This is a genomic window from Rhodoglobus sp. (assembly GCF_053580035.1).
This window is the reverse complement of sequence record NZ_JBMDVL010000004.1, coordinates 209,781-235,066: the sequence shown is the minus strand read 5'-3', so window position 1 is coordinate 235,066 and position 25,286 is coordinate 209,781. Positions and strand designations below refer to the sequence as shown.

Genomic DNA, 25,286 nt, shown 5'->3' with positions numbered 1-25,286 from the left:
GGCGGCCTAACACCGCCGAAAACTAGGCGGCCTGTTCGAGCAACCACACCATGAGCGCCTTCTGGGCGTGGAGGCGGTTCTCCGCCTCATCCCAGATGACACTCTGCGGACCATCGATAACGTCGGCCTCAACCTCGTACCCGCGATCGGCAGGCAAGCAGTGCAAGAAGATTGCGTCAGGCTTTGCGAGTGCCATCAGCGCGGCATCCACCTTGTACAGGCTGAGCGCTGCTACCCGCTCAGCTTTCTCTTCTTCTTTGCCCATCGAAACCCACGTGTCAGTAACGACAACATCCGCTCCGCTCACGGCTTCAGTAGCATCCGTGAGAATGGCAATCGAACCACCCGTGGATGCTGCAATCTTCTCTGCGTCAGCCACGACATCCGCCAACGGCAGATAGGTTTCGGGGCACGCAATGCGCACATGCATTCCTGCTGTGGCACCTGCCAACAAATAGGAGTGCACCATGTTGTCTGCACCATCACCGAGGAAAGCAACAGTGAGCCCCTTGAGCTCACCCTTGTGTTCACGGATGGTCAACAGATCGGCAAGCAGTTGGCACGGGTGGAACTCGTCGCTCAGAGCATTGATTACGGGAACCTGGGTTCCGTGCGCCATCTCGATAAGACCCTCTTGGCCATACGTGCGCCAGACAATGGCCGCCACCTGACGCTCCAGCACTCGAGCGGTGTCTGAGGCAGTCTCTTTGCCGCCCAACTGGCTGTTCGCTGTCGAGATGATCAGCGGAGTACCGCCCAAGTCAGCGATACCCACCGCAAACGACACGCGAGTGCGAGTCGATGACTTGTCGAAAATCACGGCAACGGTCTGAGGGCCCGCAAGAGGCTTGCGGCCCCAACGGTCACTCTTGATCTGCTCGGCAAGATCCAAAATCTCACTCTGCTCAGCGGGGCTGAGGTCATCATCGCGAAGAAAGTGCCTGGTCATGATGCCTCCGTAAGGGCTGGGCTGGCGACAGCGGCGAGCACTGCGCTAAAGGTGTCAATAAATTCGGCGATCTCGTCGTCACCGATGATGAGGGGTGGAGCAAGTCGAATCGTTGACTCGTTAGGTGCATTCACGATGAGTCCATGCTCAAGCGCCAATTCCACAATGCGGGCCGCTACCGGTTCAGTCAAACCGATACCGATCAGAAGTCCGCGACCACGCAAGTCGTTGATGAGCGGAGAATCAATGCGAGCGAGAGCACTTCGAATCTCCGCCCCGCGTGTGGCGGAATTCGCCACCAAGTCATCCGTTTCGATCTGCGTCAAAACGGCGTTGGAGACTGCGCAGACAAGCGGATTTCCGCCGAACGTTGTTCCGTGCTGACCCGGCTGCAAGAGAGCGGATGCCGCACCAAACGTCACGAGTGCACCGATCGGCACTCCCCCGCCAATGCCCTTCGCAAGGGTGATGGCGTCGGGAACAATGCCGCTCTCTTGGAAGCCAAACCAGTTTCCCGTGCGTCCGGCCCCGGTCTGAATTTCGTCGACGATGAGCAGCACGCCGTGCTGAGTTGTCAATTCCCGAGCCACCTCGAGGTAACCAGCGGGAAGTTCACGCACCCCCGCTTCACCCTTAATGGGCTCTACGAAGAGTGCTGCGACATCCGGACCAATCGCTGCAGTGAGCGCCTCAATCGTGGAATCGATGTGCTCAACGTTAGGCAAGAGAGGCTCGAACGGTTCGCGAAGCGCAGCCTTGCCGGTAATTGACAGTGCGCCAATGGAACGACCGTGAAAAGAATCCTGCAGGGAAAGAATGCGGGGGCGACCGGTGCGACGAGCAAGCTTGATTGCTGCCTCGTTAGCTTCTGTTCCCGAGTTCGCGAAGAAGACTCGCCCCTCGTCGCCAGCACCGGAAATGCGCAACAGGCGTTCGGCAAGAGCAAGCTGCGGTTCAGTGGCGAAGAAGTTCGACACGTGCAAGAGATTTGCTTGGCTGGTCAACGCACCGACAACGGCGGGGTGATTGTGGCCAAGGGAGTTAACCGCAATGCCCGCCAAAAAGTCGAGGTAGCGTTTGCCATCTGAGTCGAATACCGCGCAGCCGTCACCGCGCACCAACTCCACCTTGGGCAGACCAAAGGTGTTCATGATGCGGTGGGCATAGTCGTCTTGCCAGGTCATGCGGGTACCACCTCGGTGCCAATTCCATCTTGAGTAAATACTTCGAGCAGAATCGAGTGCGGCGCACGGCCGTCGATAATCGCTGCCTTAGGAACCCCAGCATCTACCGCTGCCAGACAGGCGGTCATCTTAGGGATCATGCCCGATTCCAAGCTCGGTAGAAGTTCACGCAGCTCGTCGGTGTTGATGATCGAGACGAGAGACTCGCGGTTAGGCCAGTCACTGTACAGACCAGACACGTCCGTGAGAATAACGAGCTTCGCCGCATCAAGAGCGATAGCCAGTGCCGCAGCAGCAGAGTCCGCATTGACGTTGAGCAGGCCTGAACCATCGTCTTCTATTTCGCCACTATCTTGGGCGAGAGTCGACACGACGGGAATGCGATCGGCGGCCAACACATGAAGCACGCGCTGAGGATCAACCTCAGTCACATTGCCCACCAGACCGAGATCGATACGCTCGCCCGCAATCTCCTTGATCATGCGTTCACCGATGAACAGCGAATGCTCGTGACCCGCAATACCGTTTGCCAGGTCGCCGTGCTCGTTAATGAGATCAACGAGCTCAGCACCAACCTGATCGGTGAGCACATCGCGCACCACATCGATCGACTCTTCCGTCGTCACGCGGTAACCAGCACGGAACTCCGACTCGATCCCGCGAATCTTCAGTTCCTTCGTGATCTGAGGCCCGCCACCGTGAACAATCACCGGGCGAACGCCAGCGAGACGCAAATAAACCATGTCCTGAACGAATGCGCGCTTCAACTCATCGTTGATCATCGCGTTGCCGCCGAATTTCACCACAATGATGCGGTTACGAAACCTCTTCAACCACGGAAGCGCCTCAATGAGCACTCCCGCCTTCGTCATTGCCTGCTCGTGAGCTGGGCCGTGGGTATACGCCGGCATCAGCTTGAGTACGCGCTGTTCTCATGCACGTAATCGTGCGTGAGGTCATTGGTCAAAATGGTTGCTTCAGCATCGCCAGTGGCAAGATCGATCAACACGTGAACGGTGCGCCCCGTGAGATCCACCTCATCGCGCGAACGGTCGGGAGCTCCTGCGTGACACACCCGCACACCATTCATCGAAACATCGACCGCATACGGGTCGAAGGCGGCATCCGTGGTTCCGATTGCGGCCAGCACTCGACCCCAGTTGGGATCGTTGCCAAAGATTGCTGCCTTGAAAAGATTGTTGCGAGCAACCGAACGCCCGACCACAACGGCCTCGTCTTCACTGAGCGCACCGATAACCTCAATGCGGATCTCATGGCTTGAGCCCTCAGCATCGGCTTGAAGCTGTTCGGCAAGATCATTGCACACCTGAGTGAGGAGCGACGAAAATTCGTCACTATCGGGAGTGACCCCTGATGCCCCAGATGCCATCACGCTGACCTGATCGTTCGTCGACATGCAGCCATCAGAATCGAGACGGTCGAAGCTCACCCTGGTTGCTTCGCGCAGTGCGCGGTCAAGCTCGGCAGAGGCGACAGCGGCGTCGGTGGTGATGACCACGAGCATTGTCGCGAGTCCTGGAGCGAGCATCCCCGCGCCCTTTGCCATGCCACCGATCGTGTACCCGGTGCCCGAGACGACGGTGGTCTTGGGTTTGCTGTCTGTCGTCATGATGGCGCGAGACGCATCAGCCCCACCATCGGTGCTCAGCGCGGCAGCGGCTGCGCTCATGCCCGCTAAAACCTTGTCTTGCGGCAAGGGCTCACCAATAAGCCCAGTCGAACAGACGAGGATATCGCCGGCCGACATGCCGAGGGCCTCAGCAACATGCTCTGCCGTGGCGTGCGTTACTTGGAATCCCTGAGGCCCAGTGAAGCAGTTCGCCCCACCCGAGTTGAGAGCAATTGCCGAAACAATGCCATCGTCGATGACCTGCTTGGACCAAATAATCGGATGCGCTTGGGCACGATTGCTCGTGAACACTGCGGCGGCATCAAAGCGTGGGCCGCGATTCACCACGAGGGCAACGTCAAGACCACCACTTGCTTTGAGCCCGGCTTCAATTCCGGAAGCCTCGAATCCTGCGGCTGATGTGACACTCATGGTGCTACTCCGTCCAGCGCAAGGCCGAGGGTTTCGTCGAGCCCCAACGCTATGTTTGTCGATTGAATGGCGGCCCCTGCTGTGCCCTTAACAAGATTGTCGATCGCGCTAATAACAACGACTCGGCGGGTTACTTCGTCAATAGCGAGCCCAATGAGTGCGGTGTTTGCGCCGAGAGTGTCTGCGGTTCTGGGGAATGCACCCTCGGGTAATACGTGGATGAACGGTTCGTCGGCGTAGGCGGTTTCCCACGCTTCGCGCACCTGCGCTGCTGTGACACCGTCGGCAAGTTTCGCCGTTGACGTAGCCAGAATGCCGCGGGACATCGGTACCAACATTGGCGTGAACGAAACACTCACTGTCGCTGCGCCGGCAACCTTCAAATTCTGAACAATTTCCGGTGTGTGGCGGTGGGTGCCGCCAACGGCATATGCGGATGCAGAACCCAACATTTCGCTGGCGAGGAGATTCACCTTGAGACTTTTGCCTGCTCCTGAGGGCCCCACCGCAAGCACGGCAACAATGTCTTCCGCTTCAATAAGCGAGGAACGGATGCCGGGAGCAAGTGCCAAGGAAATCGCTGTGACGTTGCAGCCGGGTACGGCAATACGTTTTGACCCCGTGAGGACTTGGCGTTGCGTTCCGCCTGAGGCATGGAGGAGTTCGGGCATGCCGTAGTCCCAGGCGCCGAAGTAGTCTCCGCCATAGAAGGCTGCCCAGTCATCTTCCGAAGTAAGACGGTGGTCAGCACCGCAGTCCACGACCAGAGTGTCTTCTCCAAGCTCGGCTGTCAGGGCTCCCGATTTGCCGTGCGGAAGTGCGAAGAACACGACGTCGTGACCAGCCAGCACTGATGGCTCGGTTGGTTGGAGTGTGAGGTGCGCGAGCGAACGCAAGTGCGGCTGCACATCGATGAGGCGCTGACCGGCGTTACTAAACGCGGTCACCGTTGTGACATCGAGCTCGGGGTGAGTGGCAAGGAGGCGAAGAAGCTCGCCACCGGCATAACCGCTGGCACCGGCCACAGCGACCGAAATAGACATGGGATTACCTTCGAGGTGGGTTCGGAAACGAGAACACTTGCGGCGGTGATTCAGACACGACCTCGTGGGTCATGGCGAAACTCCGCCTATCGTCGCTCGTCAGCCCCGCGGAGAACCGGCGAAGACGGCACCACAAAGCGCAGCGAGAATCGCTGGCTGCAAGTGCGGAAGTCGGTCACATTTCTAGGATAGTGCCCAGACACCGACGCAGGCTAATCGATATTCTTGAATTGCTGACTTACGTCGCGCCTATCCCCTACGAAGGAGCACTCATGTCTGATCTCGATGGCCTGCTGAAACTCATTCCGATCGGTGACATTGCCAAACAATTGGGCATCAACGAGCAACTGGCCGAGAGCGCCGTCAAACAAGTCGTTCCCACGCTGCTCGGCGGTATGGCCGCCAATGCCAAGGATGACGCGGGAGCACAGTCACTCGAAAAGGCACTTGTGTCTCACGGCACCCAAGCCACGGCAACATCGGTGGAGGCGATTGACACGGCAGACGGCGCGAAGATCGTCAAGAACGTGTTCGGCGGTAAGCAGCAGGATGTTGCCTCCGCGGTCGCCAAAAACAACGCCGACGACAATGTCACCAGCGATCTGATCGGCAAGATCCTGCCGATCGTCGCCCCCATTGTTTTGGCGTGGGTCGGTTCGAAGTTCCTCGGCCAAAAGTCAGAACCTACCACCACGAGCGCCGCCAAAAACTCGCCTGCAGGCGGCATTAGCGGACTTCTCGGTGGTCTCCTCGGAGGCGCTGGCGGTCAAGACCTTGTTGGAGGTCTCATTGGTGGTCTTCTCGGTGGAGGAAAGCGCTAGCTACTCGCGCAGTTCAGCGCCAACTCGTTCAGTAGCGAGGGCAACCGCATCATTCTTCGCTGCGGTTGCTTCCGCCTGAGTCAGAGTACGATCGGTGGCCCGGAAGCGAAGCGCAAACGTCAGCGACTTGTGTGCCTCCGGGATTCCGGCACCCCGGTAGTCATCGACCAACCGCACGCTCTCCAGAAGTTCTCCTGCGCCCTCGCGAATGATTGATAGCAGTTCCCCCGCCTGAACGGATTCGGCGACGACCAGTGACACATCTTGGGTTGCGGCCGGGAACGACACGATGGGCATCGCTGAGATATCCGTCGCGGCAGCCGCAATGAGAGCACTCAAATCGAGCTCAAGGACCGCGACGACACGAGGCAAGTCGAGTTCAAGGGCTAGCGCGGGCAATATCTCGCCAGCGTAACCAACGAGTTGGCCACCAACGCGCAATTCGGCGGTGCGACCGGGGTGAAGGGCTTGGTGACTTCCCGTGACGACCTCAATTTGCACCAGCATCGTCGCAGCCAGGTGCTGCACCGTTGCCAGAGCATCAGCGAAACTCCGAGTAACAGCTTGCTGACCGGGCTGGCGCGTAACCGCGTCTCCCACAAACAGGGCGCCAACGTGCCAGGGTTGCTCAGGAACACTCGAGTGCAGTTCGCTCAAAGCGACCTCGGTCGGCAACTCATCACCGACGGGGAGATCACCGCTGCCGTAGGCACGACCGGCCTCGGGCAGGAAGACGGTTCCCACTTCGAAGAGGGCAAGGTCGGTCAGACCGCGGGACACATTGCGATGAGCAATTGCCGCGAGGCCTGGCAGGAGCGAACGACGCAGGGATGCAGCATCCGGGTCCAAAGCGTTCGCAAGCGTGATCGCGGCCACTCCCCCTGCTTGCGACGAGCCAAAGAGGTCATTTGAGGCTTGCGAGATGAACGGGTATGCGAGCACTTCGGTCAGACCCGAAGAAGCCAAGCTGTTCGATACGGTGCGACGCAGACGCTGCGCCCGCGTCAAACCACGGCCCGGAGGGGCAACCGGAAGCACAGAAGGGATCCGGTCGTAACCCACGATGCGGGCGACTTCTTCGGCAAGCGTGGTCTTGTCATCGAGGTCGGGGCGCCAACTGGGCGGAGTCACACTCCAGCCGGTCTCCGTCACAGCAATGGTCGCTCCGATTGCAATGAGCGAATCGGTGATCTCATCAGACGAATATCGCACACCGATCAGACCCTCAATGTAGGTCGCAGGCAGGTCGATGGCCAGAGGACTATGGGCTGCGGCGATATCGCTTCCGAGCGAGTCCACGGTTCCGCCGCCCAACTTAACGAGCAGTCCGACCACGCGGGCAGCGGCAGCCGGCGCCACGAGGGGGTCAACACCGCGCTCGAAACGACGCGATGCCTCGCTTCCCAGCTTGTGACGACGTGCGGTGCGTGCAACAGAAATCGGATCGAAGTTTGCCGCTTCGATCAGAACGTTGGTGGACGAATCCGTAATTTCGGTGCTCGCTCCCCCCATCACGCCGGCAAGACCAATGGGGCCAGAGTCATCCGTGATCAGCAGATCTTCGACATTCAACGTGCGCACTTTGGCATCGAGCGTGGTGAGGGTCTCCCCTGCCGCCGCACGACGCACTGTCAGGCCGCCGGCCACACGATCGAGATCGTAGGCGTGAATGGGTTGCCCGAGTTCGAGCATTACGTAATTCGTAATGTCGACCGTCAGCGAGATTGAGCGGATGCCGGCAAGCGTCAACCGGGTGATCATCCATGACGGTGTTGGCTTGGTAACATCCACGTTCCGGACGACACGCGTGGTGAATGCTCGCACGCCAGCACGACCACGAATGGGCGCATCATCGCTGATCGTGACGGAGAATCCGCTCGCCTCAGTCACGGTTGGGGCATCCGCTGGGTCAGTGAATGTTGCTCCGGTCGAGAGCGCGAATTCGCGAGCGACTCCACGGATAGACATCGCGTAACCACGGTCGGGCGTGACATTGATCTCGACGGCGAAGTCGTCAAGGCCGAGTAGTTCGATTGCACTCGTGCCGACCTCGGGGTCGAGTCCGAGCGTAGAGAGAACCAGGATGCCGTCGTGTTCGTCTCCGAGACCAAGCTCGCGAGTCGACGCGATCATGCCGTCAGAGACGTGACCGTACGTTTTGCGTGCAGCAATGGGGAATGGGCCGGGCAGAACGGAGCCTGGCAGTGTAACGACGACTTTGTCTCCGACAACGAAGTTGTGGGCTCCACAAACGATGCCTCGGGGCTCGGGTTCGCCGACATCCACTTGGCACCAGTTGATGGTTTTTCCATTGGTTTGAGGCTCGCCAACGAATTCGAGAACTTGGCCGACAACTACCGGCCCGGAAATTTCGAATCCGTGTACGTCTTCTTCTTCGAAACCGACCTTGACGAGGGCAGCGTGTACCTGTTCGTGTGTGATGTCTGCGGGGATCTCAACGAATTCCCGCAACCAGCTCATGGGAATTTTCATTAGACCACCATTCCGAACTGCTGGGAGAAGCGAATATCGCCCTCGACCATGTCTCGCATGTCATTCATTTCGTTGCGGAACTGGAGCGTGCGCTCAATTCCCATTCCAAAGGCGAAACCCTGATATTCCTCGGGGTCGATGCCTGCTGCACGCAGCACGTTGGGGTTGACCATTCCGCAGCCACCCCACTCGACCCAGCGCGCACCGCCCTTGGCATTGGGCTGCCAGACGTCCATTTCGGCGCTGGGCTCCGTGAAGGGAAAGTAGTTGGGGCGCAGACGAATCTGGGCACCCTCGCCGAACATTGCACGAGCTAGGTGATCAAGGGTTCCTCGCAAGTGCGCCATCGTGAGGCCTTTGTCGATCGCGATTCCCTCAAGCTGGTGGAAGACCGGCGTGTGGGTCGCGTCGAGTTCGTCGGTGCGGAAAACTCGGCCGGGCGCGACGACGTACACGGGAAGCGGGCGTTCGAGCAGCGAACGAATCTGAACCGGGCTGGTGTGGGTGCGCAACAGCAAGTGCGAGTCAACGGGGTCGATGAAGAAGGTGTCTTGCATCGCCCGCGCGGGGTGATCTTCGTCGAAGTTGAGGGCGTCGAAGTTGAACCACTCGTTTTCGAGTTCTGGGCCTTCGGCGACTTCCCATCCCATGCCGACGAACAGGTCGCTCATGTGTTCCATAAGCAGGCTGAGCGGATGACGCGCACCCTTTACGTAGCGGGTGGCGACGGCCGTAACATCCACAGCTTCCGCCGCAAGCTTTGCCTCTTCTTCGGCAACGGCCAATTCGGCCTCGCGCGCACTAAACGCACCGCTGACGCGACCTCGCGCGCCACCGATGAGTTTGCCGCTGGCGGCTCGGTCGGCGGGCGCCACGTTTTTCATTTGGGCGTTGAGGGCAGCCAGTGGCGAACTCTCGCCTAGGTGGGCGTTTCGTACCGCTTTGAGGTCGGCCATTGTCGCGGCGGAGTCGATGGCAGCAAGAGCTGCTTCGACCGCTGCGGTTACCGCTGGTTCTGTGATCGGGGTGGGTTCAGACACAAGAACCGAGTTTAGCCGACGCGGCTGTCGTGGGCTTCCCTCGGAAAGCTAGTAGCCGCTGGCACTGCCGCTGTTGTCACCGTAGCTAGCGTGACCGCGCGGAGGCATTGTGATAGCGCGGGTGCCTTCGGCACCGGGCACCTTAGGGTTATCCGGTGTCGTTGCGCCATCCTTCGGGCCGCTGCGCTTCGCGATGTAGCGAGCGATGTAGGACAAGCTCAGGTTCATCACGAGGTAAATGGTGACACCGACAGCAAATAGCGTAAAGAGGTAGCGGCTGCCGTAGAAGTTCTGGAGATCCTTGATCGTCCGAGAGAGTTCCGGGTAGGCGACCACGTAGGCCAAGGAGGTGTCCTTGAGGAGTACAACAAGCTGCGCGAGGATGATCGGTAGCATTTGGCGGAACGCCTGAGGAAATTCAATTATGAATCGGGTTTGCAACGACGTGAGACCGATCGAGAGTCCACCTTCTCGCTGCCCCGTTGGCAGTGAGGATATTCCCGCGCGAAGGGCTTCTCCGATTATCGCCCCGTTGTAGATGGCGAGACCGAGCACTCCAGCCCAGTAGCCACCTGTCGAGAACAGCAGGAACACAAAAAAGATGAGCAACAGTAGCGGGATTCCACGAAAGAACTCCAACAGAATCGACGTGGGGATTCTTATCCATTTGGATGCCGCGGTGCGTCCGAAGGAGAAAAGAATTCCCACGACGATTGCCAGTACAGCCGCTGCGCCTGCCATGCGCAGTGTTGCGAGAACGGCACGACCGAATGCGCCCCAGACCTCGGGATCCGAGAGGATGTCTGTTCGAGACGGGTCAAAGAGACCCGGTTGCTCAGCACCATTCGCACTGACGCGCGGTGCGGCGAGCACGAAATAGACCCAAACAAGTAGGGCAAGAATAACGACGGCACCGACCACGGAAGCAATCATCGAGTTGCGGCGGGTCTTAGGACCAGGGGCATCGTACAGTACGCTCGTGCTCATCGCAGCACCATAACCTTCTTCTCGATTGCCCCGGCTATGAGCCCGAGCGGAACTGTTATCACGAGGTAGAGCGCTGCAGCATAAACGAGTGTGAGTAACACGACGTCGCCGTGGTCTCGTGAAGCGGCTCCGGTCGCTTTGAACAGCTCATTAACGAAGAACGCGCCAGCAACCGAAGTGTTCTTTGTTAGCGCGATAAAGACATTGATCAGCGGTGGAACTACCATTCGGCTCGCCTGAGGCAGGATCACGAGACCGACAGTTTGAGTGAAACCCATACCGATGCTGCGTGCGGCTTCAGCCTGACCAACGGGAACGCCATTGAACCCCGAACGCACCGCTTCAGCGACGAAGGGTGAGGTGTAGAGGGTGAGGCCGAGCGTGGCAAGAAGGAAGTAGTCGAGCTCGACACCCAGTATTGGTAGAACGAATGCGCAGAAGAAGAGCACAAGCAGGAGGGGGATGTTGCGAAGTATCTCCGTATAGACGGTCGCGAAGACGCGAAGCGACGGTACCGGCGAAATCCGCATCGCCGCAACGAAAACCCCGAGAATAAACGCCCCGACACCTGCAATGCCCAGTAGGGCAAGAGTCAGAAGAAAGCCCTGCATGTAGAGCGGCGTTATGTCGACAAGGGCGTCGATCGCGTTAGTGATGACGTCCATCCAGAGCCTCCTGAAAAATTGTGGGTAGGGGCGTGAGTAGTGCTCGCCCGCAGACTAGCCGCGGGCGAGCACCGGTCACACTAGTTGCTGTAGCGGTCTACAGCGGGCGGGGTCGGCAGCTTCAGGACCTGGCCTGCAGTTCCTTCCCAAGCCGCGTCCCACGAACCGTCGGAGTACGAGGTCTCGAGCACGTCGTTGATGTAGTCGCGGAATGCGTCATCATCGTGACCGAGGCCGATGCCGTAAGGCTCTTCGGTGAATGGGTTGCTGAGAACTTCAAACTCGCCAGCGTTCTGATCGGCAAGTCCGGCCAAGATCACGTTGTCAGTGGTGACAGCGACAACCTTGCCGCTACGAAGCGGCTCGAGGCATGCGGAGTACGTGTCAGTGGTGATGAGGTCGACGTTGTACTCGGCAATGTTCTTTTCTGAGGTCGAACCGGCAACGCTGCAGACAGCCTTGCCTTCGAGGTCCTCGGGGCCTGTGATGCCCTCGGGGTTGCCCTCAAGAACGAGGATGTCTTGACCGGCGTTGTAGTACGGCCCTGCGAAGGAAATAACTTCCTTGCGGGAATCGTTGATCGTGTATGTCGCGATCACGATGTCGACAGTGCCGTTCTCGATGAAGGACTCACGGTTGGCGGAAACGGTTTCTTTCCACTCAATGTTGTCTTCGCTAATTCCGAGCGAAGCGGCAATGATCTTGCCGATCTCAACATCAAATCCAACGGGATCGCCCGACGGTCCCTTGAGGCCGAACAGCGGCTGGTCGAACTTGGTGCCGATGGTGATCTTGCCCGCATCGGCGAGGTCGGCCATGGTGGTGCCTGCTTCGAACTCAGGAACGACGATCTCAGGATCGGTCGTACCCGTGTCTGCTGCACACGCGCTGAGGCCGAGAATACCGACCGCGGCGATGGCAGAAATCATCAGACCTTTTTTGAGTCTCATGTTTTTCTCCTTGCTGCTGTGAGGATTACCCGCTGAGTTAGTGGGTAAGAATTTTCGAGAGGAAGTCCTGCGCTCTCGGAGACTGAGGGTTGGTGAAGAACTGCTCGGGCTCGGCCTCTTCAACGATTTCGCCATCCGCCATAAAGATGACTCGATCAGCGGCCTTACGAGCGAAGCCCATCTCGTGGGTAACAACCAGCATGGTCATGCCATCCTTCGCGAGCTGGACCATGACATCCAGAACCTCGTTGATCATCTCGGGGTCGAGAGCAGACGTTGGCTCATCGAGAAGGATGATCTTGGGATCCATCGCGAGCGAACGAGCAATAGCTACTCGCTGCTGCTGACCGCCAGAAAGCTGAGCCGGCATCTTGGATGCTTGGTTGCCGATACCCACGCGGTCGAGGAGTTCCATCGCGTGCTTGTCAGCTTCGGCCTTGCCGATCTTGCGCACACGGCGCGGGCCAAGCGTGACATTCTCAAGAATCGTCTTGTGCGCAAAGAGGTTGAACGACTGGAAGACCATCCCGACGTCTGCCCGCAGCTTTGCTAACCCGGAGCCCTCTTCGGGAAGAAGCTTGCCATCGATCGTGATCGTGCCATCGTCGATGGTTTCAAGACGGTTGATCGCACGACACAGTGTGGACTTGCCGGAACCACTAGGCCCGATAACGACCACCACCTCGCCACGATGAATCGTGGTTGTGATGTCTTTGAGCACGTGCAGCTCACCGTAATGTTTGTTGACATGGTCGACTACGACCAGAGGTTCACCGCTCTGTGCTGCCATATTGCAAGACAACCACATGCCTCCAACGAGGGTCAAACGGCACGCCTAGTTGTAACACGCTCGTGACACAGAATCAGTTGTTGTGCTGAGCGAATGCACTCTCATAAAGGCAAACCGATGCCGCTGTCGCCAAGTTCATCGACTCTGCGTGCCCATAGATCGGCACCGAAATGACCCAATCGGCAAGCGCATAGTGTTCGTCAGTCAGTCCACGAGCCTCATTGCCAAACAACCAGGCGGTCGGATGATCGAGCACACCGTCGTTGCGCGCTGCGAGTAAATCGCCACCCTTGATGTCTGCCGCAATTACTCGAAGATCGGCGCCCTTGACACGCTCAAGAACAGCCTCAAGCTCAACGCCGACAGCGACAGGAAGGTGAAAGAGCGAACCGGTTGTTGCTCGCACTACTTTGGGGTTGTAGAGGTCGACGCTTCGACCGGTCAGGATCACTCCATCGGCACCAGCGGCATCCGCGGCTCGAATTATTGTTCCCGCGTTGCCGGGGTCGCGCACCTCTTCGAGGATCGCGATGAGCTTGGGCCCACCGGAAAGTAGGTCCTTGACCGATGTTGGGAACTGACGGCACACGGCAATAACACCCTGTGGCGTTACGGTGTCAGCCATTGTTTCGATTACCTGCTCGGTAACAAACTCGATCTCGATGCCGGCTTCTTCAGCCGCACGAGCGAGATGAGTGTGACGCTCTAGTGCGGTAGGAGTGGCGTATAGCTCCACGAGGAGCTCCGGCCGAAAATTGAGGGCTTCAGAGACTGACTGCGGGCCCTCCAGCAGAAAGAGCCCGGTCTCGGACCGAGCGCTCTTCTTCTCAAGTTTGGCCACGGCTCGGACGCGTGGTGAGCGCGGGTTATCAATCACGTCTTCAACCCTAGACTCGGCCGCCCAATATAAGAGAAACGGCACGCTGTACTGGCCGAAATGGCCTGTACAGCGTGCCGTTGCACGATGTGTGGTGCGACTGCCTAGGCAGCCGAACGCGGTGCTGACGTGTCAGCAGGAAGTGCAGCCTTAGCGGTTGCAACCAGTGACGCGAACGTAGCAGGCTCGGTGACGGCGAGGTCAGCGAGGATGCGACGGTCAACCTGCACTCCAGCCAGGTTCAAACCCTGGATGAGGCGGTTGTAAGTAAGCCCGTTTGCACGTGACGCAGCGTTGATGCGCTGGATCCACAGACGACGGAACTCACCCTTGCGGGCGCGGCGGTCGCGGTATGCGTAGACGAGCGAGTGAGTAACCTGCTCCTTGGCCTTGCGGTAGAGACGCGAACGCTGACCGCGGTAACCCTTGGCGCGTTCGAGGATAACCCGACGCTTCTTGTGAGCGTTTACCGCCCTTTTAACTCTTGCCATGATGTATTCCTAAACCCTTTACTTACCGAGAAGCTTCTTGATTGTCTTGGCGTCCTGCGGTGCGATGACCTGATCCTGGTTGAGCGCGCGCTTACGCTTGCTGCTCTTAACCTCGAGGTTGTGTCGCATACCAGCCTGCTGCTTCATGACCTTGCCGCTACCGGTGACCTTGAAACGCTTCTTGGTGCCTGAGTGCGTCTTCTGCTTAGGCATCTTTCTCCTCTTTCTCTGGAACTTCTGCCTCACGAGGCTTCTTGTTAGCAACCTTGCGGGCCTCGGCTTCAGCCTTCGCTGTTGCCTTGGTCTTGTGTGGGCCAATAATCATGACCATGTTGCGACCGTCAATAGTCGGCGTTGATTCGATTGAACCGAATTCCGACACATCTTCGGCAAACTTCTGAAGTAAACGCACACCCTGATCGGGGCGAGACTGCTCACGGCCACGGAACAAGATCATTGCTTTGACCTTGTCGCCGCCTGCGAGGAATCCCTCAGCACGTTTGCGCTTGGTTTCGTAGTCGTGCGTGTCAATCTTCAGACGGAAACGAACCTCTTTGAGGATCGTGTTCGTCTGATTGCGACGAGCTTCTTTCGCCTTCTGCGCCTCTTCGTACTTGAACTTGCCGTAATCCATGATCTTGGCAACGGGAGGCTTTGAGCTGGGAGCAACCTCGACCAAATCTAGATCTGCCTCTTGGGCGAGCTTGAGGGCGACGTCAATTGAGACGACACCGACTTGTTCACCGCCGGGTCCGACAAGACGGACCTCAGGAACTCGGATTCGGTCGTTGGTACGGGGATCGCTGATGCGTGTTCTCCTCACATTTCGTGGTGCACTTCATGTACGCGGAGCGTTTCACGAAATACAGTTCGGCGGATGCCGTGGCACGAAAGAGGATCAAATGCAGCAGAACGCTGCAACACCCTTTAAAGCTGCAGGCGAGCATCCGGAACAATAGGCATAATCACAACTGATTACACACACTGCACCGCAAGCGAACCATGCGGGGTGTAACTACCCGGTAACCTTGTATGCGGTTGACAGGTGGGAGAATCTCCACTTTCGTATCCGGGGCAAGCCCCGGGCCTGCATAAGGATAGCAGAGCGAACCCCAATTAGCGAAGGACATCATGAGCGAGCCCACCAATGACGACGTCAATGAAACTCGAGACATCTCTGAGGTGCCCGCGGTAGAGGTAATTAACACCGTTGCCGTACACATGCTCAGCGCTGCAGCAGTAAAACTCGGGCTCTCCGACGGACCAGATGCGGAATCAGAAAAAGACCTCGACGAGGCGCGAAAACTCATCAATGCCCTCGCCGGTTTGGTTACCGCAGCAGCGCCGGAGATCGGCAACCACCACGCTCGCCCCCTGCGCGATGGCCTTCGTTCAGTGCAACTCGCGTTCCGCGAAGCATCCACCATCCCTGATGCACCCGGTCAGGGTCCAGGCGAAAAATGGACAGGGCCAGTGAACTAGAGCGACGACTCCGGCGCTCGAACTACCTGCACTGCCAGAGAATCGACCGACTGCGCGATGAGTTCGGAAGTAGCCCAGCGCTCGCGCATCCGATCCATCGTGGCATCGAGCGTTTCGCGGTCAAGCCCCGGCTTCATAGCGATTTGAACAACCAGTTCAGGGCCCTGCAATCGCGCCCCCGGATCTCCCGCGAGCAACTGGATTTCAGCAACGTCGGCTTCTTCTGCAGCGGCTATCGCGAATTCGTCTCGCACGTCGGTGCGCAAATAGCTGGGAGTCCAGTCAGTTGACTGCGCGATCGACCACAGCGCGGGTCGACGGATAACAAACTCACTGTCACTCAGTGGATCGATAACGACCAGATCAGTGTTCTCGCTCGCAGCGGCGAGAGCTACGCGGGTGCCGGCTGCCGGAACGGGGCGAGCGTCCGGGTTCCAATTACTCATCGCAGTGACCGAACTAAACACCGGCAGAACTGCCCGACCATCCGGGCCCGTCACCGTCACGATCGATAACTCTTGAGTCTTGTCAATCGTGAGTCCGGCTTCGGTGGTCTCCGTCTCCCCCGCCTTCGCAAGCAACGGGATGAGAAGCCGAGATTCACGAATGGAATCAACTACGTCTGCCTCAGTCGCATTGCCCTGATGGAACCGAGTGATGGCGGCCATGAGCGCAACAGGTGCTGTTCCGTCGTCATCGGGAGCAGGATTCGGTTCGAACGAGCGACCCTCCCAAGGAGTGCCGGCGGAGTCTGTCGAGTTCATATCAGCGTCCGATGCAAAAAATAGTTACTGCGATGAAACGTCAAGTGCTTCCGCAAGGGTGAAAGCCTTGGCATAAAGTGCCTTGCCGATGATCGCACCTTCGAGACCCTGAGGCACGAGTTCGCGCAGCTCGATGAGGTCATCGAGACTTGAGACGCCACCAGAGGCGATAACCGGGCGGTGAGTGCGATCCATCACTTGGCGAAGCAAATCGATGTTCGGGCCCTGGAGAGTGCCGTCTTTAGTCACGTCAGTAACCACATAGCGGCAGCATCCGGCTGACTCGAGACGGTCGAGGACCGTCCACAGGTCGCCACCCTCTTGAGTCCAGCCACGAGCAGCGAGCGTCGTTCCGCGCACGTCGAGACCAACGGCAATAGCCTCGCCGTACTCAGCGATTACGTGGGCAGCCCACTCAGGATTCTCCAGCGCTGCAGTGCCGAGATTGATGCGCTTCGCGCCGGTGGCAAGCGCGGCCTCGAGAGACGCATCGTCACGGATGCCGCCAGAAAGTTCAATATTGACGCGCTTCGGCGTCGACTTGATGACCTTCTTGATCATCGCGTGGTTATTGCCGCGACCGAAGGCAGCGTCAAGATCCACCAAGTGGATCCACTCCGCACCCTGGTCAACCCAGTCGTGCGACGCCGCGCACGGGTCGCCGTAGCTCTTCTCGGTTCCCGCTTCGCCCTGAGTGAGTCGAACGGCCTTACCGTCAGCGACATCGACGGCAGGCAGAAGTGTGAGGCTGGGTGTTTTATTGAACTCGCTCATAGATTTGCTCTCTGAAGACCTGATCGCGGAACGCCGCGCACAAGCATCCGATACTAGTGCACGTCGAACTGACGCAAAATCAGAGCGTCTCCAACCAGTTGCTTAGTAGTCGGATTCCGGCTTCGCCAGACTTCTCCGGGTGAAATTGAGTAGCCGTCAGGGGTCCATTTTCGACGGCAGCGAGGAAGCGACCGCCGTGGTCTGCCCACGTGAGCTTGGGTTGTGGAAATGGGGGCTGAACGTCAAGTGTCCACTGCTGTGCAGCATAGGAATGGACGAAATAGAATCGCTCGTCGCGAATCGAATCGAAAATAGTCGTGTCGTCGGGAGTCTCGACCGTGTTCCAGCCCATGTGGGGCAAAACTGGAGCAGGTAACTTTTCTACAACACCCGGCCACTCATCGAGTCCGTCGGTCTGAACACCGTGCTCATCGCCGGAAGAAAACAGCACCTGCATTCCGACACAAATCCCCATCACTGGGCGGCTGCCTGTCAGGCGCTTCTCGATAATCGCACCACCGCGCACTGATTCCAGTGCCGACATGACAGCAGCAAATGCGCCAACCCCTGGCACGAGAAGCCCGTCAGCAGCCTCAGCAACAGAACGGTCAGCGCTCAATCGCACGCTCGCGCCGGCAGCCTCTAGAGCCTTAGCCGCAGAGTGGATATTGCCCGATCCGTAATCCAGAATGACAACTGAGGGCGCAACCACTAGAGCGCACCCTTTGTTGACGGAATTCCGGTGACACGGGAATCGGGCTGAACAGCACCGCGCATCGCACGAGCAAAGGCTTTGAATTCAGCCTCAGCGATGTGGTGGGGGTCACGCCCACCCAAGACAGTGATGTGAACGGTAATACCCGCGTTGAAGCTGATCGCTTCGAAAACGTGACGAACCATCGATCCCGTGAAGTGTCCACCGATCAAGTGCATCTCAAACCCGGCAGGCTCCCCCGTGTGCACGAGGTACGGACGACCCGAGACGTCGACAACCGCTCGAACAAGCGCCTCGTCAAGAGGAACAAGCGCATCGCCATAACGAGAAATGCCGGCCTTGTCGCCGAGCGCCTGTTTGATGGCAAGACCCAAAGCGATGCCAATGTCTTCCACAGTGTGGTGGACATCAATGTGAGTGTCACCGGTCGCCTTCACAGTGAGGTCGATCAGTGAGTGCTTCGAGAATGCGGTGAGCATGTGGTCATAAAACGGGACGCTCGTCTCAATGGATGAGGTACCTGTTCCGTCGAGATTGATCGAGAGTTCGATACTCGACTCGCTGGTCTCGCGCGTGATCGTCGCGGTGCGCTGTGAAGTCATTGCTCAACTCTACCGAGCGCTTGGAGGTCAGCCATCGCATCCAGAAATGCCGTGGTCTCTGCTTCAGTGCCTGCAGTGACCCGCAAGTGGTGAGGTATACCGACATCGCGAATCAAAATGTCTTGAATGAGCAACTTGTTAAACAGTGCTTGCGGATCCGCAACATTCCCGAAGAGCACGAAATTTGCTTCGGTCAGTACGGGGGTGAACCCCAACTCCGCAAGCCCGGCGCTCATCCGGTCGCGCTGAGTTTTAATCTCCCCAACCATCGCGAGCATCTCAGGGGCGTGAGCAAGCGCGGCAACTGCGGCCGCCTGCGTCAAAGCGGAGAGATGGTACGGCAATCGTACGAGTCTGAGGGCATCGGCGATAGCCGGATCGGCGGCCAAGTACCCCACTCGAGCTCCGGCGAACGCGAACGCTTTGCTCATGGTGCGGGAAACAATGAGGCGCGGCCGTCCCTCAAGCAGTGACAGCGCCGTCTCGCGGTCGGAGAACTCTGCATAGGCTTCATCGACGAGCACGATACCGTCGGTCGCGTCGTAGGCGGCGACGACCGTCTCGTTGCTGACGGGAGTGCCGGTGGGATTATTCGGCGAACAGAGAAACACGATGTCCGGCGAAAGGTCAGCTATCGCCGCCACCACTGTTTCGGGAGTGAGGTCGTAGCCGGCATCACGAGAAGCCGTAACCCACTCGGTGCCGGTGCCTGAGGCGATGATGGGGTGCATAGAGTACGTGGGCGGGAATCCGAGAACGCTGCGGCCTGGACCGCCGAAGGCCTGAAGCGTTTGCTGAAGTACCTCATTGGAACCATTTGCTGCCCAGATGTTCGCAGCGGCGAGGCCGTGCCCCAGGTATTCGGCGAGACTCTCCCGCAGTTCAGTGAACTCTCGATCGGGATAGCGATTTGCGGTCATCACTGCTCTTGCCAGCGCCATCACAATATCGGTGGCCACCGCCTCGGGGATGGGGTGGGTGTTCTCGTTGACGTTGAGTTGGATGCTCACCGGATCGGTAGGTGCACCGTAGGGCTTGAGCCCTCGAAGGTCGTCACGGATAGGGAGATCTGAAAGCGAAGTCACTCCACAATGCTAGATGCAGACGGCTGACAAGCGTCACGCTGCCTCAATCAATCAGCCTCTACGTTCTCGCATGCACCACGAGCGAACCGCGCGAAGAGCTAGCGCGCGCTTCTATTCAGAAAAGCTGGCAGGGATCGCGAGCTGTTGACCCGCAAAGACATCTGCTGAGGGAAGCTGGTTGAGCTCAATCAACTGAGCAACAACATCGCGCGGATCGTGCCCAGGAGCATGGGTCTCTGCGATGTTCCACAGCGACTGGCCTGCGGAAACGTCGACGTAAACGAACGCGTTCTCGTTTGACTCCAACGTAGCGGCAGCGTCACCACCGTTGAGGGAGAAAACGAGAGCCGCAACAACCAACGGCGTGGCCGCGAGCGTCATCAAGACGACGCGACCACGCGTTGTGAGGCGAAGACGCGGTGCGGACTGCCGAGCACGGGATTCCGCGTTGGGTGCAATCACTGCAGTGGACATCAAATTCTCCTCTAGGGGTTCCCGCACCCGACTCTCGGCCGGGAGAGTCGGGTGCGAAGCTGTGTTCCGAACATACATTCGAATTGTTCTAATTTCAAGTACATATTCGAACAAGCCACCGACATTGCCTCGCGACACTCGAACAAATGTTTGTTTTTGGCTTGTTCTGCGGATACAGTTTCGAATGAGCCACTGACATTGGAATCGTTAGAGGCAGAAATAGAGGACTCGTGACCGACTCAATAGCCGCAAATGGCGACGCCGCAGAGCGTGGCACCCGCCGGCGAACCAGCTTGAGCGCGAAACAACTCGCGATCCTCGAGATGATTCAGCGAGCAGTCGCTACTCAGGGCTACCCGCCGAGCATGCGCGAGATCGGAGACGCTGTCGGCCTCTCCTCGCTATCGAGCGTTACCCACCAGCTCAACCAGCTCGAGCTCAGCGGCTACGTGCGCCGCGACCCCAACCGCCCCCGCGCCATCGAAGTTCTTATCGACGTGCCAAGCGCCGTCGACGAATCCAGCACGATCAGCCCATCGATGGGTGATGCCGCGATGGTTCCGCTCGTCGGCCGCATTGCCGCCGGTATCCCCATCACTGCAGAGCAGCACATTGAAGAAGTGTTCCCTCTCCCCCGCCAACTTGTTGGCAAAGGTGACCTGTTTATGCTGAAGGTCGTCGGAGATTCAATGATCGACGCTGCCATTTGCGACGGCGACTGGGTTGTTGTGCGCCAACAGCAGACAGCCGAAAATGGCGACATCGTTGCCGCAATGCTCGATGACGAAGCAACCGTCAAGGTATTTCGTCAACGCGACGGTCACACATGGCTACTGCCACGCAACTCCAACTTTGAGCCCATTCTCGGTGACTACGCCACAGTGCTCGGCAAAGTCGTTACGGTACTGCGCTCGCTCTAAGCAGGTTTAATCGCGAGCTCGCGCCCAACGCGCAAGCTCGCGACCAGACGCTACGAAGCTTTACTCACGAACTCTTCGAGCTCGGCTAGTCGAGCCGGGTGCACAAGCGCCCGCACCTGGGTTCCATCTTCGCGATAGTCCGTCGCCAACACGCGCCCCTGCACGTGGAGGCGCGAGATGACTTCTCCACGGTCATAGGGCACGAGCAGAGTCACCTCGACCTCCGGAGCTGGCAAAAGTTCCGCAATACGCGCGTTCAATTCGTCGATGCCCTCACCCGAGCGGGCAGAAACAAAGATTCCCGTCGGCTCAAGTCCACGAATCAACAAACGCTGGTCGTCATCCGCAAGGTCGCTCTTGTTGAAGACAACGATTTCAGGGATGTCGCGGGCACCCAGCTCACCGATGACGTCGCGCACCGTGCTCAGCTGAGCACCGGGATCTGGGTGGGAGGCGTCAACAACGTGCACGATGACGTCAGACTGCCCGATCTCCTCGAGGGTCGACCGGAACGCTTCCACAAGCTGATGCGGCAAATTGCGCACGAAACCAACAGTGTCGCTAAGCGTAAATAGCCGGCCATCTGCTGTCTCCGAACGTCTCACAGTGGCATCGAGCGTTGCGAAGAGCGCATTCTCTACGAGCACGCCGGCGCGAGTCAGACGGTTGAGCAAACTCGACTTGCCTGCGTTGGTATAGCCGGCAATAGCGACACTTGGCACCTCAAACCGGTCACGGTTGGCGCGTTTCGCCTCCCGAGCGGGCGCGAATCCCTTGATCTGCTTGCGTAGGCGAGCCATGCGAGTGTGGATGCGACGGCGATCGAGTTCAATCTTGGTTTCACCAGGACCACGGCTACCCATACCGGCGCCGGCGCCACCCACTTGGCCACCGGCCTGGCGAGACATCGATTCACCCCAACCACGAAGTCGTGGAAGCAAGTATTCCATTTGGGCTAGCTCCACTTGAGCCTTGCCTTCACGGCTTGTCGCGTGCTGGCTGAAAATGTCGAGGATCACCGCTGTGCGGTCGATCACCTTCACGCCGACGACATCTTCGAGTGCACGACGCTGGCTGGGAGCAAGTTCTGTGTCGGCAATGACAGTGTCCGCGCCGGTAGCGGCTACAACGTCGCGCAGCTCGATTGCTTTGCCCTTACCGAAGTACGTGCTTGGGTCAGGGTGCGAACGGCTCTGCAAGAGGCCATCAAGCACCACTGCGCCTGCGGTCTCTGCCAGAGCGGACAACTCCCGAAGTGAGTTCTCCGCTTCCCGAAGCGCTCCCTGACCGTAGATTCCGATCAGCACAACGTTTTCGATCCTCAGCTGGCGGTACTCGACCTCGGTGACGTCATCAAGCTCTGTTGAGAGCCCTCGAACACGCTTCAGTGCGTGCCGGTCGTCTCGATCAAACTGGTCGCCGTCTCGGTCGGCTTCATAATGAGCATCCGATTGGAGCGCTTGCGCCCCAGATGCCCCAGCACCGAAGCGCGTTACGGCAGCATGAGTGGAGCCTTCGCTGGCGAGAACGCGCTCGACGGAACGCTCGGCGTCGTCGCCGTTGTTGGCCTCGATACTGGTTTCTGTCGTGTTTCGCGTCATTGGGTTAACCCTACTTCTCTAGTTTTCGGTAAGTTCTGTTCATGGCTAACGAGCATTACTTCTCGTCTTCACCCGAGAGTGATCTCAAATTGCGGACGATTCACGCGACCATTGCTGGCGTCGAGCGAGAACTTGTCACGTCAAATGGGATCTTCAGCCCCGCGCACATTGACGCGGGAACTCAAGTTCTCTTGTCGAACGTGCCAGCGCCTCCTCCGGGAGGTAACTTGCTTGATCTCGGGTGCGGTTGGGGTCCGATGGCGCTCACCCTTGCCCTCGAATCACCTCATGCAACGGTGTGGGCGGTGGACGTCAACGAGCGCGCACTGGATCTGGTGCGCGCAAACGCCAAGAAATTGTCCATACCCAATATTAACGCGGTTCTGCCCGAAGATGTTCCCGAAGACATAACGTTTATGACTATTTGGTCGAATCCGCCCATTCGCGTAGGCAAGGGCGAGCTTCACAACATTCTTGAAACGTGGCTGCCGAGGCTCGAAATGGATGCGGATGCCTGGCTCGTTGTTCAACGCAACCTCGGCTCGGATTCCCTACATCGCTGGATGGAGTCCGCATTCCCTGACAACTTCACATTCAGTCGCGCCGCCATCAGCAAGGGGTATCGCGTATTACGGGCGCACAAACGCGCAACCGACGCGAACTAACAAAATCTCGGCAGTTAGCCGCTCTGCAGCGCGGAAACTAAGCCAGTTCGAGACTGCCGGTGTAAACGAGTTCCGCCGGACCGCTGAGCGAGACGTGTTCGCCGTCTTCGGTCGGGAACATCCGCACAACCACGGTGCCGCCCGGCACCGTAACGCGCCACTGATGCGGTGCGTTCGGGCCCGCGTAGTGACGAATGGCAAGCGCTGCTGCTACGGCCCCAGTGCCACACGACAAGGTCTCCCCGCTGCCGCGTTCATGCACGCGCATCCGAATCGAACCAACTCCGTCTTTGACGAGTGGATCCGCCGGCACCACGAACTCGACATTCGCGCCGTGCTCGGGCACAGGATCGATTACAGGGATGTAGCCGAGGTCAACACCGTCGAGTTCTGATTCTTCGGCGAGAGCAACGACCACGTGGGGGTTTCCTACGTTGATACCGAGTCCCGGGCGGGCGATCTCAAGCTCTTTCGCTCTCACGAGCGGTTCTCCACCGTCGAGTGCCCAACGCCCCATGTCGACTTGGTAGCCAGCCATGTTGCGCTGAACATCGCGAACACCACCGCGAGTACCAATTGGCAAAGTATCGCCGGGTTCGAAATCCACAAAGCCTTCGTTGGCGAGAAACTCGGCGTAGACACGGATGCCGTTGCCACACATCTCCGAGATGCTGCCGTCCGCATTGCGGTAGTCCATGAACCACTCGGCGTCGGCGTCTTCGGCAAGCGCCGCAGCGCCCGCATCGAGACTGCGAGACCGTACGGCGCGGATGATCCCATCTGCACCAACACCAAAGTGACGATCACAGATCGCTGCAACCTGCTGCGGGGTGAGGTCGAGCTCACCGTCTGGATCAGCGAAGAGCACGAAATCGTTGCCCGTTCCTTGACCTTTTGTGAAGTTAAGCGTCGCCATGCTGACCATTCTCCCCCATCACGATCGCCAGAGCACGCTGGGCACGATCAGCAGCGTCGTATTCGAGCCAGCGGCACTGCGCATAACGTTTGAACCAGCCAACTTGGCGTCGAGCGTAGCGACGCGTGAGCGCCGCCGTTTGCTCGATGGCTTCTGCTTCAGAGAGTGTGCCCTCCAGCTGTTCAATGGCCTGGGCATAGCCGATCGCGCGGGCAGCGGTGGTGCCTAAACCGTGCGGACGCAGCGCACGAACCTCATCGAGCAGCCCGGAATCCCACATATTCTGCACGCGCTCGTTCAGTCTGGCCACTAGCTTGTCGCGCGGAGCAGCGAGGCCAACAATGCGGGTTGGCGTCCAGAGCTTGTTTTCTTCAGGTAATCCAGCGCCGAAGGGTTTTCCTGTGATTTCGATGACCTCAAGGGCGCGAACTATTCTGCGACCGTTGCTGGCGCCGATCGATTGCGCGGCATCAGCATCCAACTCGCGGAGACGCTGAAATAGGATGCCAGCGCCGAATGTTTCCAGCTCGGCCTCGAGTCGTGCTCGCACGTGCGGGTCGCGGGCAGGGAACTGGAAATCATGAATGACGCTCGAGACGTAGAGACCGGAGCCGCCAACAAGGATGGGTACGTTTCCAGCAGATTGGATTTCTCGAATGATTTGACGCGCATCCACCTGATACTGAGCGACGCTGGCGTCGTCTTTAGGATCGAGGACGTCGAGCAGGTGATGAGGAATGCCGCGTCGTTCACTTATCGGGAGCTTGGCCGTGCCGATGTCCATCCCGCGATAGAGCTGCATTGCGTCTGCGTTAACGATCTCGGCGTGAGTTCCGTGACGCGCGAACCCTTCAGCGATGTCGAGCGATAGCTCTGACTTGCCGGTTCCTGTCGCCCCGACGATGACAACGAGGTCGTGCATGAAGCCGTGCTCGT

At 58.6% G+C, this 25,286-nt stretch carries 28 protein-coding genes; 4 read left to right on the top strand and 24 right to left on the bottom strand.

The features are described 5' to 3' along the window. Window positions 1–22: 22 nt before the first annotated feature. From argF to argC, 5 genes are read right to left on the bottom strand one after another with little or no spacing between them, the layout of a single operon-like run. A complete protein-coding gene (gene argF / locus ACOH1Z_RS13410) occupies window positions 23–949 on the bottom strand; it encodes an ornithine carbamoyltransferase (RefSeq protein ID WP_449648996.1) in 927 nt (308 codons plus the stop codon). Then, on the bottom strand, window positions 946–2,133 hold the full coding sequence (locus tag ACOH1Z_RS13405; RefSeq protein WP_449648995.1) for an acetylornithine transaminase: 1,188 nt from the start codon (window positions 2,131–2,133) through the stop codon (window positions 946–948). Before ACOH1Z_RS13405 ends, argF begins: the two co-directional genes overlap by 4 nt. Further along, window positions 2,130–3,044 (bottom strand): acetylglutamate kinase, encoded by a 915-nt coding sequence (gene argB / locus ACOH1Z_RS13400; RefSeq protein WP_449648994.1) that lies wholly within the window; start codon window positions 3,042–3,044, stop codon window positions 2,130–2,132. Before argB ends, ACOH1Z_RS13405 begins: the two co-directional genes overlap by 4 nt. Next, window positions 3,044–4,195: a bifunctional glutamate N-acetyltransferase/amino-acid acetyltransferase ArgJ gene (argJ, locus tag ACOH1Z_RS13395; RefSeq protein ID WP_449648993.1), complete on the bottom strand. Its 1,152-nt coding sequence runs from the start codon at window positions 4,193–4,195 to the stop codon at window positions 3,044–3,046. The genes argB and argJ overlap by 1 nt, the downstream gene beginning before the upstream one ends. Further along, window positions 4,192–5,238 (bottom strand): N-acetyl-gamma-glutamyl-phosphate reductase, encoded by a 1,047-nt coding sequence (gene argC / locus ACOH1Z_RS13390; protein WP_449648992.1) that lies wholly within the window; start codon window positions 5,236–5,238, stop codon window positions 4,192–4,194. The genes argJ and argC overlap by 4 nt, the downstream gene beginning before the upstream one ends. A 272-nt stretch (window positions 5,239–5,510) precedes the next feature. Between argC and ACOH1Z_RS13385 the strand changes: the two genes are divergently transcribed. Next, window positions 5,511–6,059 carry a DUF937 domain-containing protein gene (locus tag ACOH1Z_RS13385; RefSeq protein ID WP_449648991.1) on the top strand — a complete coding sequence of 183 codons (549 nt, stop codon included), beginning with the start codon at window positions 5,511–5,513 and terminating at the stop codon, window positions 6,057–6,059. On the opposite strand, the gene pheT is transcribed toward ACOH1Z_RS13385, so the two are convergent. The 10 genes from pheT to infC all read right to left on the bottom strand — a co-directional run bounded on the left by pheT (window position 6,060) and on the right by infC (window position 15,175). Further along, window positions 6,060–8,552 (bottom strand): phenylalanine--tRNA ligase subunit beta, encoded by a 2,493-nt coding sequence (pheT, locus tag ACOH1Z_RS13380; RefSeq protein ID WP_449648990.1) that lies wholly within the window; start codon window positions 8,550–8,552, stop codon window positions 6,060–6,062. Beyond that, window positions 8,552–9,592: a phenylalanine--tRNA ligase subunit alpha gene (gene pheS, locus ACOH1Z_RS13375; RefSeq protein WP_449648989.1), complete on the bottom strand. Its 1,041-nt coding sequence runs from the start codon at window positions 9,590–9,592 to the stop codon at window positions 8,552–8,554. The genes pheT and pheS overlap by 1 nt, the downstream gene beginning before the upstream one ends. A 48-nt stretch (window positions 9,593–9,640) precedes the next feature. Then, entirely contained in the window at window positions 9,641–10,579 is a 939-nt protein-coding gene (locus ACOH1Z_RS13370; RefSeq protein ID WP_449648988.1) for an amino acid ABC transporter permease, read from the bottom strand. Continuing rightward, window positions 10,576–11,244, bottom strand: coding sequence for an amino acid ABC transporter permease (locus tag ACOH1Z_RS13365; protein ID WP_449648987.1), 669 nt, complete (start codon window positions 11,242–11,244; stop codon window positions 10,576–10,578). Before ACOH1Z_RS13365 ends, ACOH1Z_RS13370 begins: the two co-directional genes overlap by 4 nt. 80 nt (window positions 11,245–11,324) lie before the next feature. Further along, window positions 11,325–12,194, bottom strand: a complete 870-nt coding sequence (locus ACOH1Z_RS13360) for a glutamate ABC transporter substrate-binding protein (protein ID WP_449648986.1) — start codon at window positions 12,192–12,194, stop codon at window positions 11,325–11,327. A gap of 37 nt (window positions 12,195–12,231) precedes the next feature. After that, window positions 12,232–12,984, bottom strand: a complete 753-nt coding sequence (locus ACOH1Z_RS13355; protein WP_449648985.1) for an amino acid ABC transporter ATP-binding protein — start codon at window positions 12,982–12,984, stop codon at window positions 12,232–12,234. A gap of 73 nt (window positions 12,985–13,057) precedes the next feature. Further along, entirely contained in the window at window positions 13,058–13,861 is an 804-nt protein-coding gene (locus ACOH1Z_RS13350) for a TrmH family RNA methyltransferase (RefSeq protein WP_449648984.1), read from the bottom strand. Between the two features lie 104 nt (window positions 13,862–13,965). Next, on the bottom strand, window positions 13,966–14,352 hold the full coding sequence (gene rplT, locus ACOH1Z_RS13345; RefSeq protein WP_009771944.1) for a 50S ribosomal protein L20: 387 nt from the start codon (window positions 14,350–14,352) through the stop codon (window positions 13,966–13,968). An 18-nt stretch (window positions 14,353–14,370) separates the two neighbouring features. After that, window positions 14,371–14,565, bottom strand: coding sequence for a 50S ribosomal protein L35 (gene rpmI, locus ACOH1Z_RS13340; protein WP_197108656.1), 195 nt, complete (start codon window positions 14,563–14,565; stop codon window positions 14,371–14,373). Further along, entirely contained in the window at window positions 14,558–15,175 is a 618-nt protein-coding gene (gene infC / locus ACOH1Z_RS13335) for a translation initiation factor IF-3 (protein ID WP_449648983.1), read from the bottom strand. The genes rpmI and infC overlap by 8 nt, the downstream gene beginning before the upstream one ends. A 308-nt stretch (window positions 15,176–15,483) precedes the next feature. Here infC and ACOH1Z_RS13330 point away from each other — a divergent pair, with 308 nt between their 5' ends. Beyond that, window positions 15,484–15,834 (top strand): DUF1844 domain-containing protein, encoded by a 351-nt coding sequence (locus ACOH1Z_RS13330; protein ID WP_449648982.1) that lies wholly within the window; start codon window positions 15,484–15,486, stop codon window positions 15,832–15,834. On the opposite strand, the gene ACOH1Z_RS13325 is transcribed toward ACOH1Z_RS13330, so the two are convergent. The 6 genes from ACOH1Z_RS13325 to ACOH1Z_RS13300 form a co-directional block, all read right to left on the bottom strand. Further along, on the bottom strand, window positions 15,831–16,598 hold the full coding sequence (locus ACOH1Z_RS13325) for an SseB family protein (protein ID WP_449648981.1): 768 nt from the start codon (window positions 16,596–16,598) through the stop codon (window positions 15,831–15,833). The two genes, ACOH1Z_RS13330 and ACOH1Z_RS13325, sit on opposite strands and share 4 nt — an antisense overlap. Before the next feature lie 24 nt (window positions 16,599–16,622). Beyond that, complete coding sequence (priA, locus tag ACOH1Z_RS13320; RefSeq protein WP_449648980.1) at window positions 16,623–17,372, bottom strand: bifunctional 1-(5-phosphoribosyl)-5-((5-phosphoribosylamino)methylideneamino)imidazole-4-carboxamide isomerase/phosphoribosylanthranilate isomerase PriA; 750 nt, start codon at window positions 17,370–17,372, stop codon at window positions 16,623–16,625. A 79-nt stretch (window positions 17,373–17,451) separates the two neighbouring features. Continuing rightward, window positions 17,452–18,084, bottom strand: coding sequence for an imidazole glycerol phosphate synthase subunit HisH (hisH, locus tag ACOH1Z_RS13315; protein WP_449648979.1), 633 nt, complete (start codon window positions 18,082–18,084; stop codon window positions 17,452–17,454). Continuing rightward, entirely contained in the window at window positions 18,084–18,689 is a 606-nt protein-coding gene (gene hisB / locus ACOH1Z_RS13310; protein WP_449648978.1) for an imidazoleglycerol-phosphate dehydratase HisB, read from the bottom strand. The genes hisH and hisB overlap by 1 nt, the downstream gene beginning before the upstream one ends. Further along, the gene (locus ACOH1Z_RS13305; RefSeq protein WP_449648977.1) at window positions 18,686–19,774 is read right to left on the bottom strand and encodes a histidinol-phosphate transaminase; all 1,089 of its coding nucleotides are present in this window, start codon (window positions 19,772–19,774) and stop codon (window positions 18,686–18,688) included. The genes hisB and ACOH1Z_RS13305 overlap by 4 nt, the downstream gene beginning before the upstream one ends. Before the next feature lie 111 nt (window positions 19,775–19,885). Continuing rightward, window positions 19,886–20,248: a LysM peptidoglycan-binding domain-containing protein gene (locus tag ACOH1Z_RS13300; RefSeq protein WP_449648976.1), complete on the bottom strand. Its 363-nt coding sequence runs from the start codon at window positions 20,246–20,248 to the stop codon at window positions 19,886–19,888. 230 nt (window positions 20,249–20,478) lie between these two features. Here ACOH1Z_RS13300 and lexA point away from each other — a divergent pair, with 230 nt between their 5' ends. Further along, on the top strand, window positions 20,479–21,168 hold the full coding sequence (gene lexA / locus ACOH1Z_RS13295) for a transcriptional repressor LexA (RefSeq protein ID WP_449648975.1): 690 nt from the start codon (window positions 20,479–20,481) through the stop codon (window positions 21,166–21,168). Between the two features lie 50 nt (window positions 21,169–21,218). On the opposite strand, the gene hflX is transcribed toward lexA, so the two are convergent. Next, window positions 21,219–22,769: a GTPase HflX gene (hflX, locus tag ACOH1Z_RS13290; RefSeq protein WP_449648974.1), complete on the bottom strand. Its 1,551-nt coding sequence runs from the start codon at window positions 22,767–22,769 to the stop codon at window positions 21,219–21,221. 41 nt (window positions 22,770–22,810) lie between these two features. On the opposite strand from hflX, the gene ACOH1Z_RS13285 reads away from it, so the two are divergent. Then, a complete protein-coding gene (locus ACOH1Z_RS13285; RefSeq protein WP_449648973.1) occupies window positions 22,811–23,434 on the top strand; it encodes a class I SAM-dependent methyltransferase in 624 nt (207 codons plus the stop codon). A 37-nt stretch (window positions 23,435–23,471) separates the two neighbouring features. Here ACOH1Z_RS13285 and dapF read toward each other — a convergent pair whose 3' ends face one another. Both dapF and miaA read right to left on the bottom strand, forming a co-directional pair. After that, entirely contained in the window at window positions 23,472–24,350 is an 879-nt protein-coding gene (gene dapF, locus ACOH1Z_RS13280; RefSeq protein WP_449648972.1) for a diaminopimelate epimerase, read from the bottom strand. Further along, a complete protein-coding gene (miaA, locus tag ACOH1Z_RS13275; RefSeq protein WP_449649012.1) occupies window positions 24,337–25,272 on the bottom strand; it encodes a tRNA (adenosine(37)-N6)-dimethylallyltransferase MiaA in 936 nt (311 codons plus the stop codon). The genes dapF and miaA overlap by 14 nt, the downstream gene beginning before the upstream one ends. Window positions 25,273–25,286: the final 14 nt, after the last annotated feature.

What these genes read in the sequence shown, in the direction of transcription:
- argF (WP_449648996.1), bottom strand. Translation starts at nt 949, where the DNA reads ATGACCAGGCACTTTCTTCGCGATGATGACCTCAGCCCCGCTGAGCAG.
- ACOH1Z_RS13405 (WP_449648995.1), bottom strand. Translation starts at nt 2,133, where the DNA reads ATGACCTGGCAAGACGACTATGCCCACCGCATCATGAACACCTTTGGT.
- argB (WP_449648994.1), bottom strand. Translation starts at nt 3,044, where the DNA reads ATGCCGGCGTATACCCACGGCCCAGCTCACGAGCAGGCAATGACGAAG.
- argJ (WP_449648993.1), bottom strand. Translation starts at nt 4,195, where the DNA reads ATGAGTGTCACATCAGCCGCAGGATTCGAGGCTTCCGGAATTGAAGCC.
- argC (WP_449648992.1), bottom strand. Translation starts at nt 5,238, where the DNA reads ATGTCTATTTCGGTCGCTGTGGCCGGTGCCAGCGGTTATGCCGGTGGC.
- ACOH1Z_RS13385 (WP_449648991.1), top strand. Translation starts at nt 5,511, where the DNA reads ATGTCTGATCTCGATGGCCTGCTGAAACTCATTCCGATCGGTGACATT.
- pheT (WP_449648990.1), bottom strand. Translation starts at nt 8,552, where the DNA reads ATGAAAATTCCCATGAGCTGGTTGCGGGAATTCGTTGAGATCCCCGCA.
- ACOH1Z_RS13370 (WP_449648988.1), bottom strand. Translation starts at nt 10,579, where the DNA reads ATGAGCACGAGCGTACTGTACGATGCCCCTGGTCCTAAGACCCGCCGC.
- ACOH1Z_RS13365 (WP_449648987.1), bottom strand. Translation starts at nt 11,244, where the DNA reads ATGGACGTCATCACTAACGCGATCGACGCCCTTGTCGACATAACGCCG.
- ACOH1Z_RS13360 (WP_449648986.1), bottom strand. Translation starts at nt 12,194, where the DNA reads ATGAGACTCAAAAAAGGTCTGATGATTTCTGCCATCGCCGCGGTCGGT.
- ACOH1Z_RS13355 (WP_449648985.1), bottom strand. Translation starts at nt 12,984, where the DNA reads ATGGCAGCACAGAGCGGTGAACCTCTGGTCGTAGTCGACCATGTCAAC.
- rplT (WP_009771944.1), bottom strand. Translation starts at nt 14,352, where the DNA reads ATGGCAAGAGTTAAAAGGGCGGTAAACGCTCACAAGAAGCGTCGGGTT.
- rpmI (WP_197108656.1), bottom strand. Translation starts at nt 14,565, where the DNA reads ATGCCTAAGCAGAAGACGCACTCAGGCACCAAGAAGCGTTTCAAGGTC.
- ACOH1Z_RS13330 (WP_449648982.1), top strand. Translation starts at nt 15,484, where the DNA reads ATGAGCGAGCCCACCAATGACGACGTCAATGAAACTCGAGACATCTCT.
- ACOH1Z_RS13325 (WP_449648981.1), bottom strand. Translation starts at nt 16,598, where the DNA reads ATGAACTCGACAGACTCCGCCGGCACTCCTTGGGAGGGTCGCTCGTTC.
- priA (WP_449648980.1), bottom strand. Translation starts at nt 17,372, where the DNA reads ATGAGCGAGTTCAATAAAACACCCAGCCTCACACTTCTGCCTGCCGTC.
- hisB (WP_449648978.1), bottom strand. Translation starts at nt 18,689, where the DNA reads ATGACTTCACAGCGCACCGCGACGATCACGCGCGAGACCAGCGAGTCG.
- ACOH1Z_RS13300 (WP_449648976.1), bottom strand. Translation starts at nt 20,248, where the DNA reads ATGTCCACTGCAGTGATTGCACCCAACGCGGAATCCCGTGCTCGGCAG.
- hflX (WP_449648974.1), bottom strand. Translation starts at nt 22,769, where the DNA reads ATGACGCGAAACACGACAGAAACCAGTATCGAGGCCAACAACGGCGAC.
- ACOH1Z_RS13285 (WP_449648973.1), top strand. Translation starts at nt 22,811, where the DNA reads ATGGCTAACGAGCATTACTTCTCGTCTTCACCCGAGAGTGATCTCAAA.
- dapF (WP_449648972.1), bottom strand. Translation starts at nt 24,350, where the DNA reads ATGGCGACGCTTAACTTCACAAAAGGTCAAGGAACGGGCAACGATTTC.
- miaA (WP_449649012.1), bottom strand. Translation starts at nt 25,272, where the DNA reads ATGCACGACCTCGTTGTCATCGTCGGGGCGACAGGAACCGGCAAGTCA.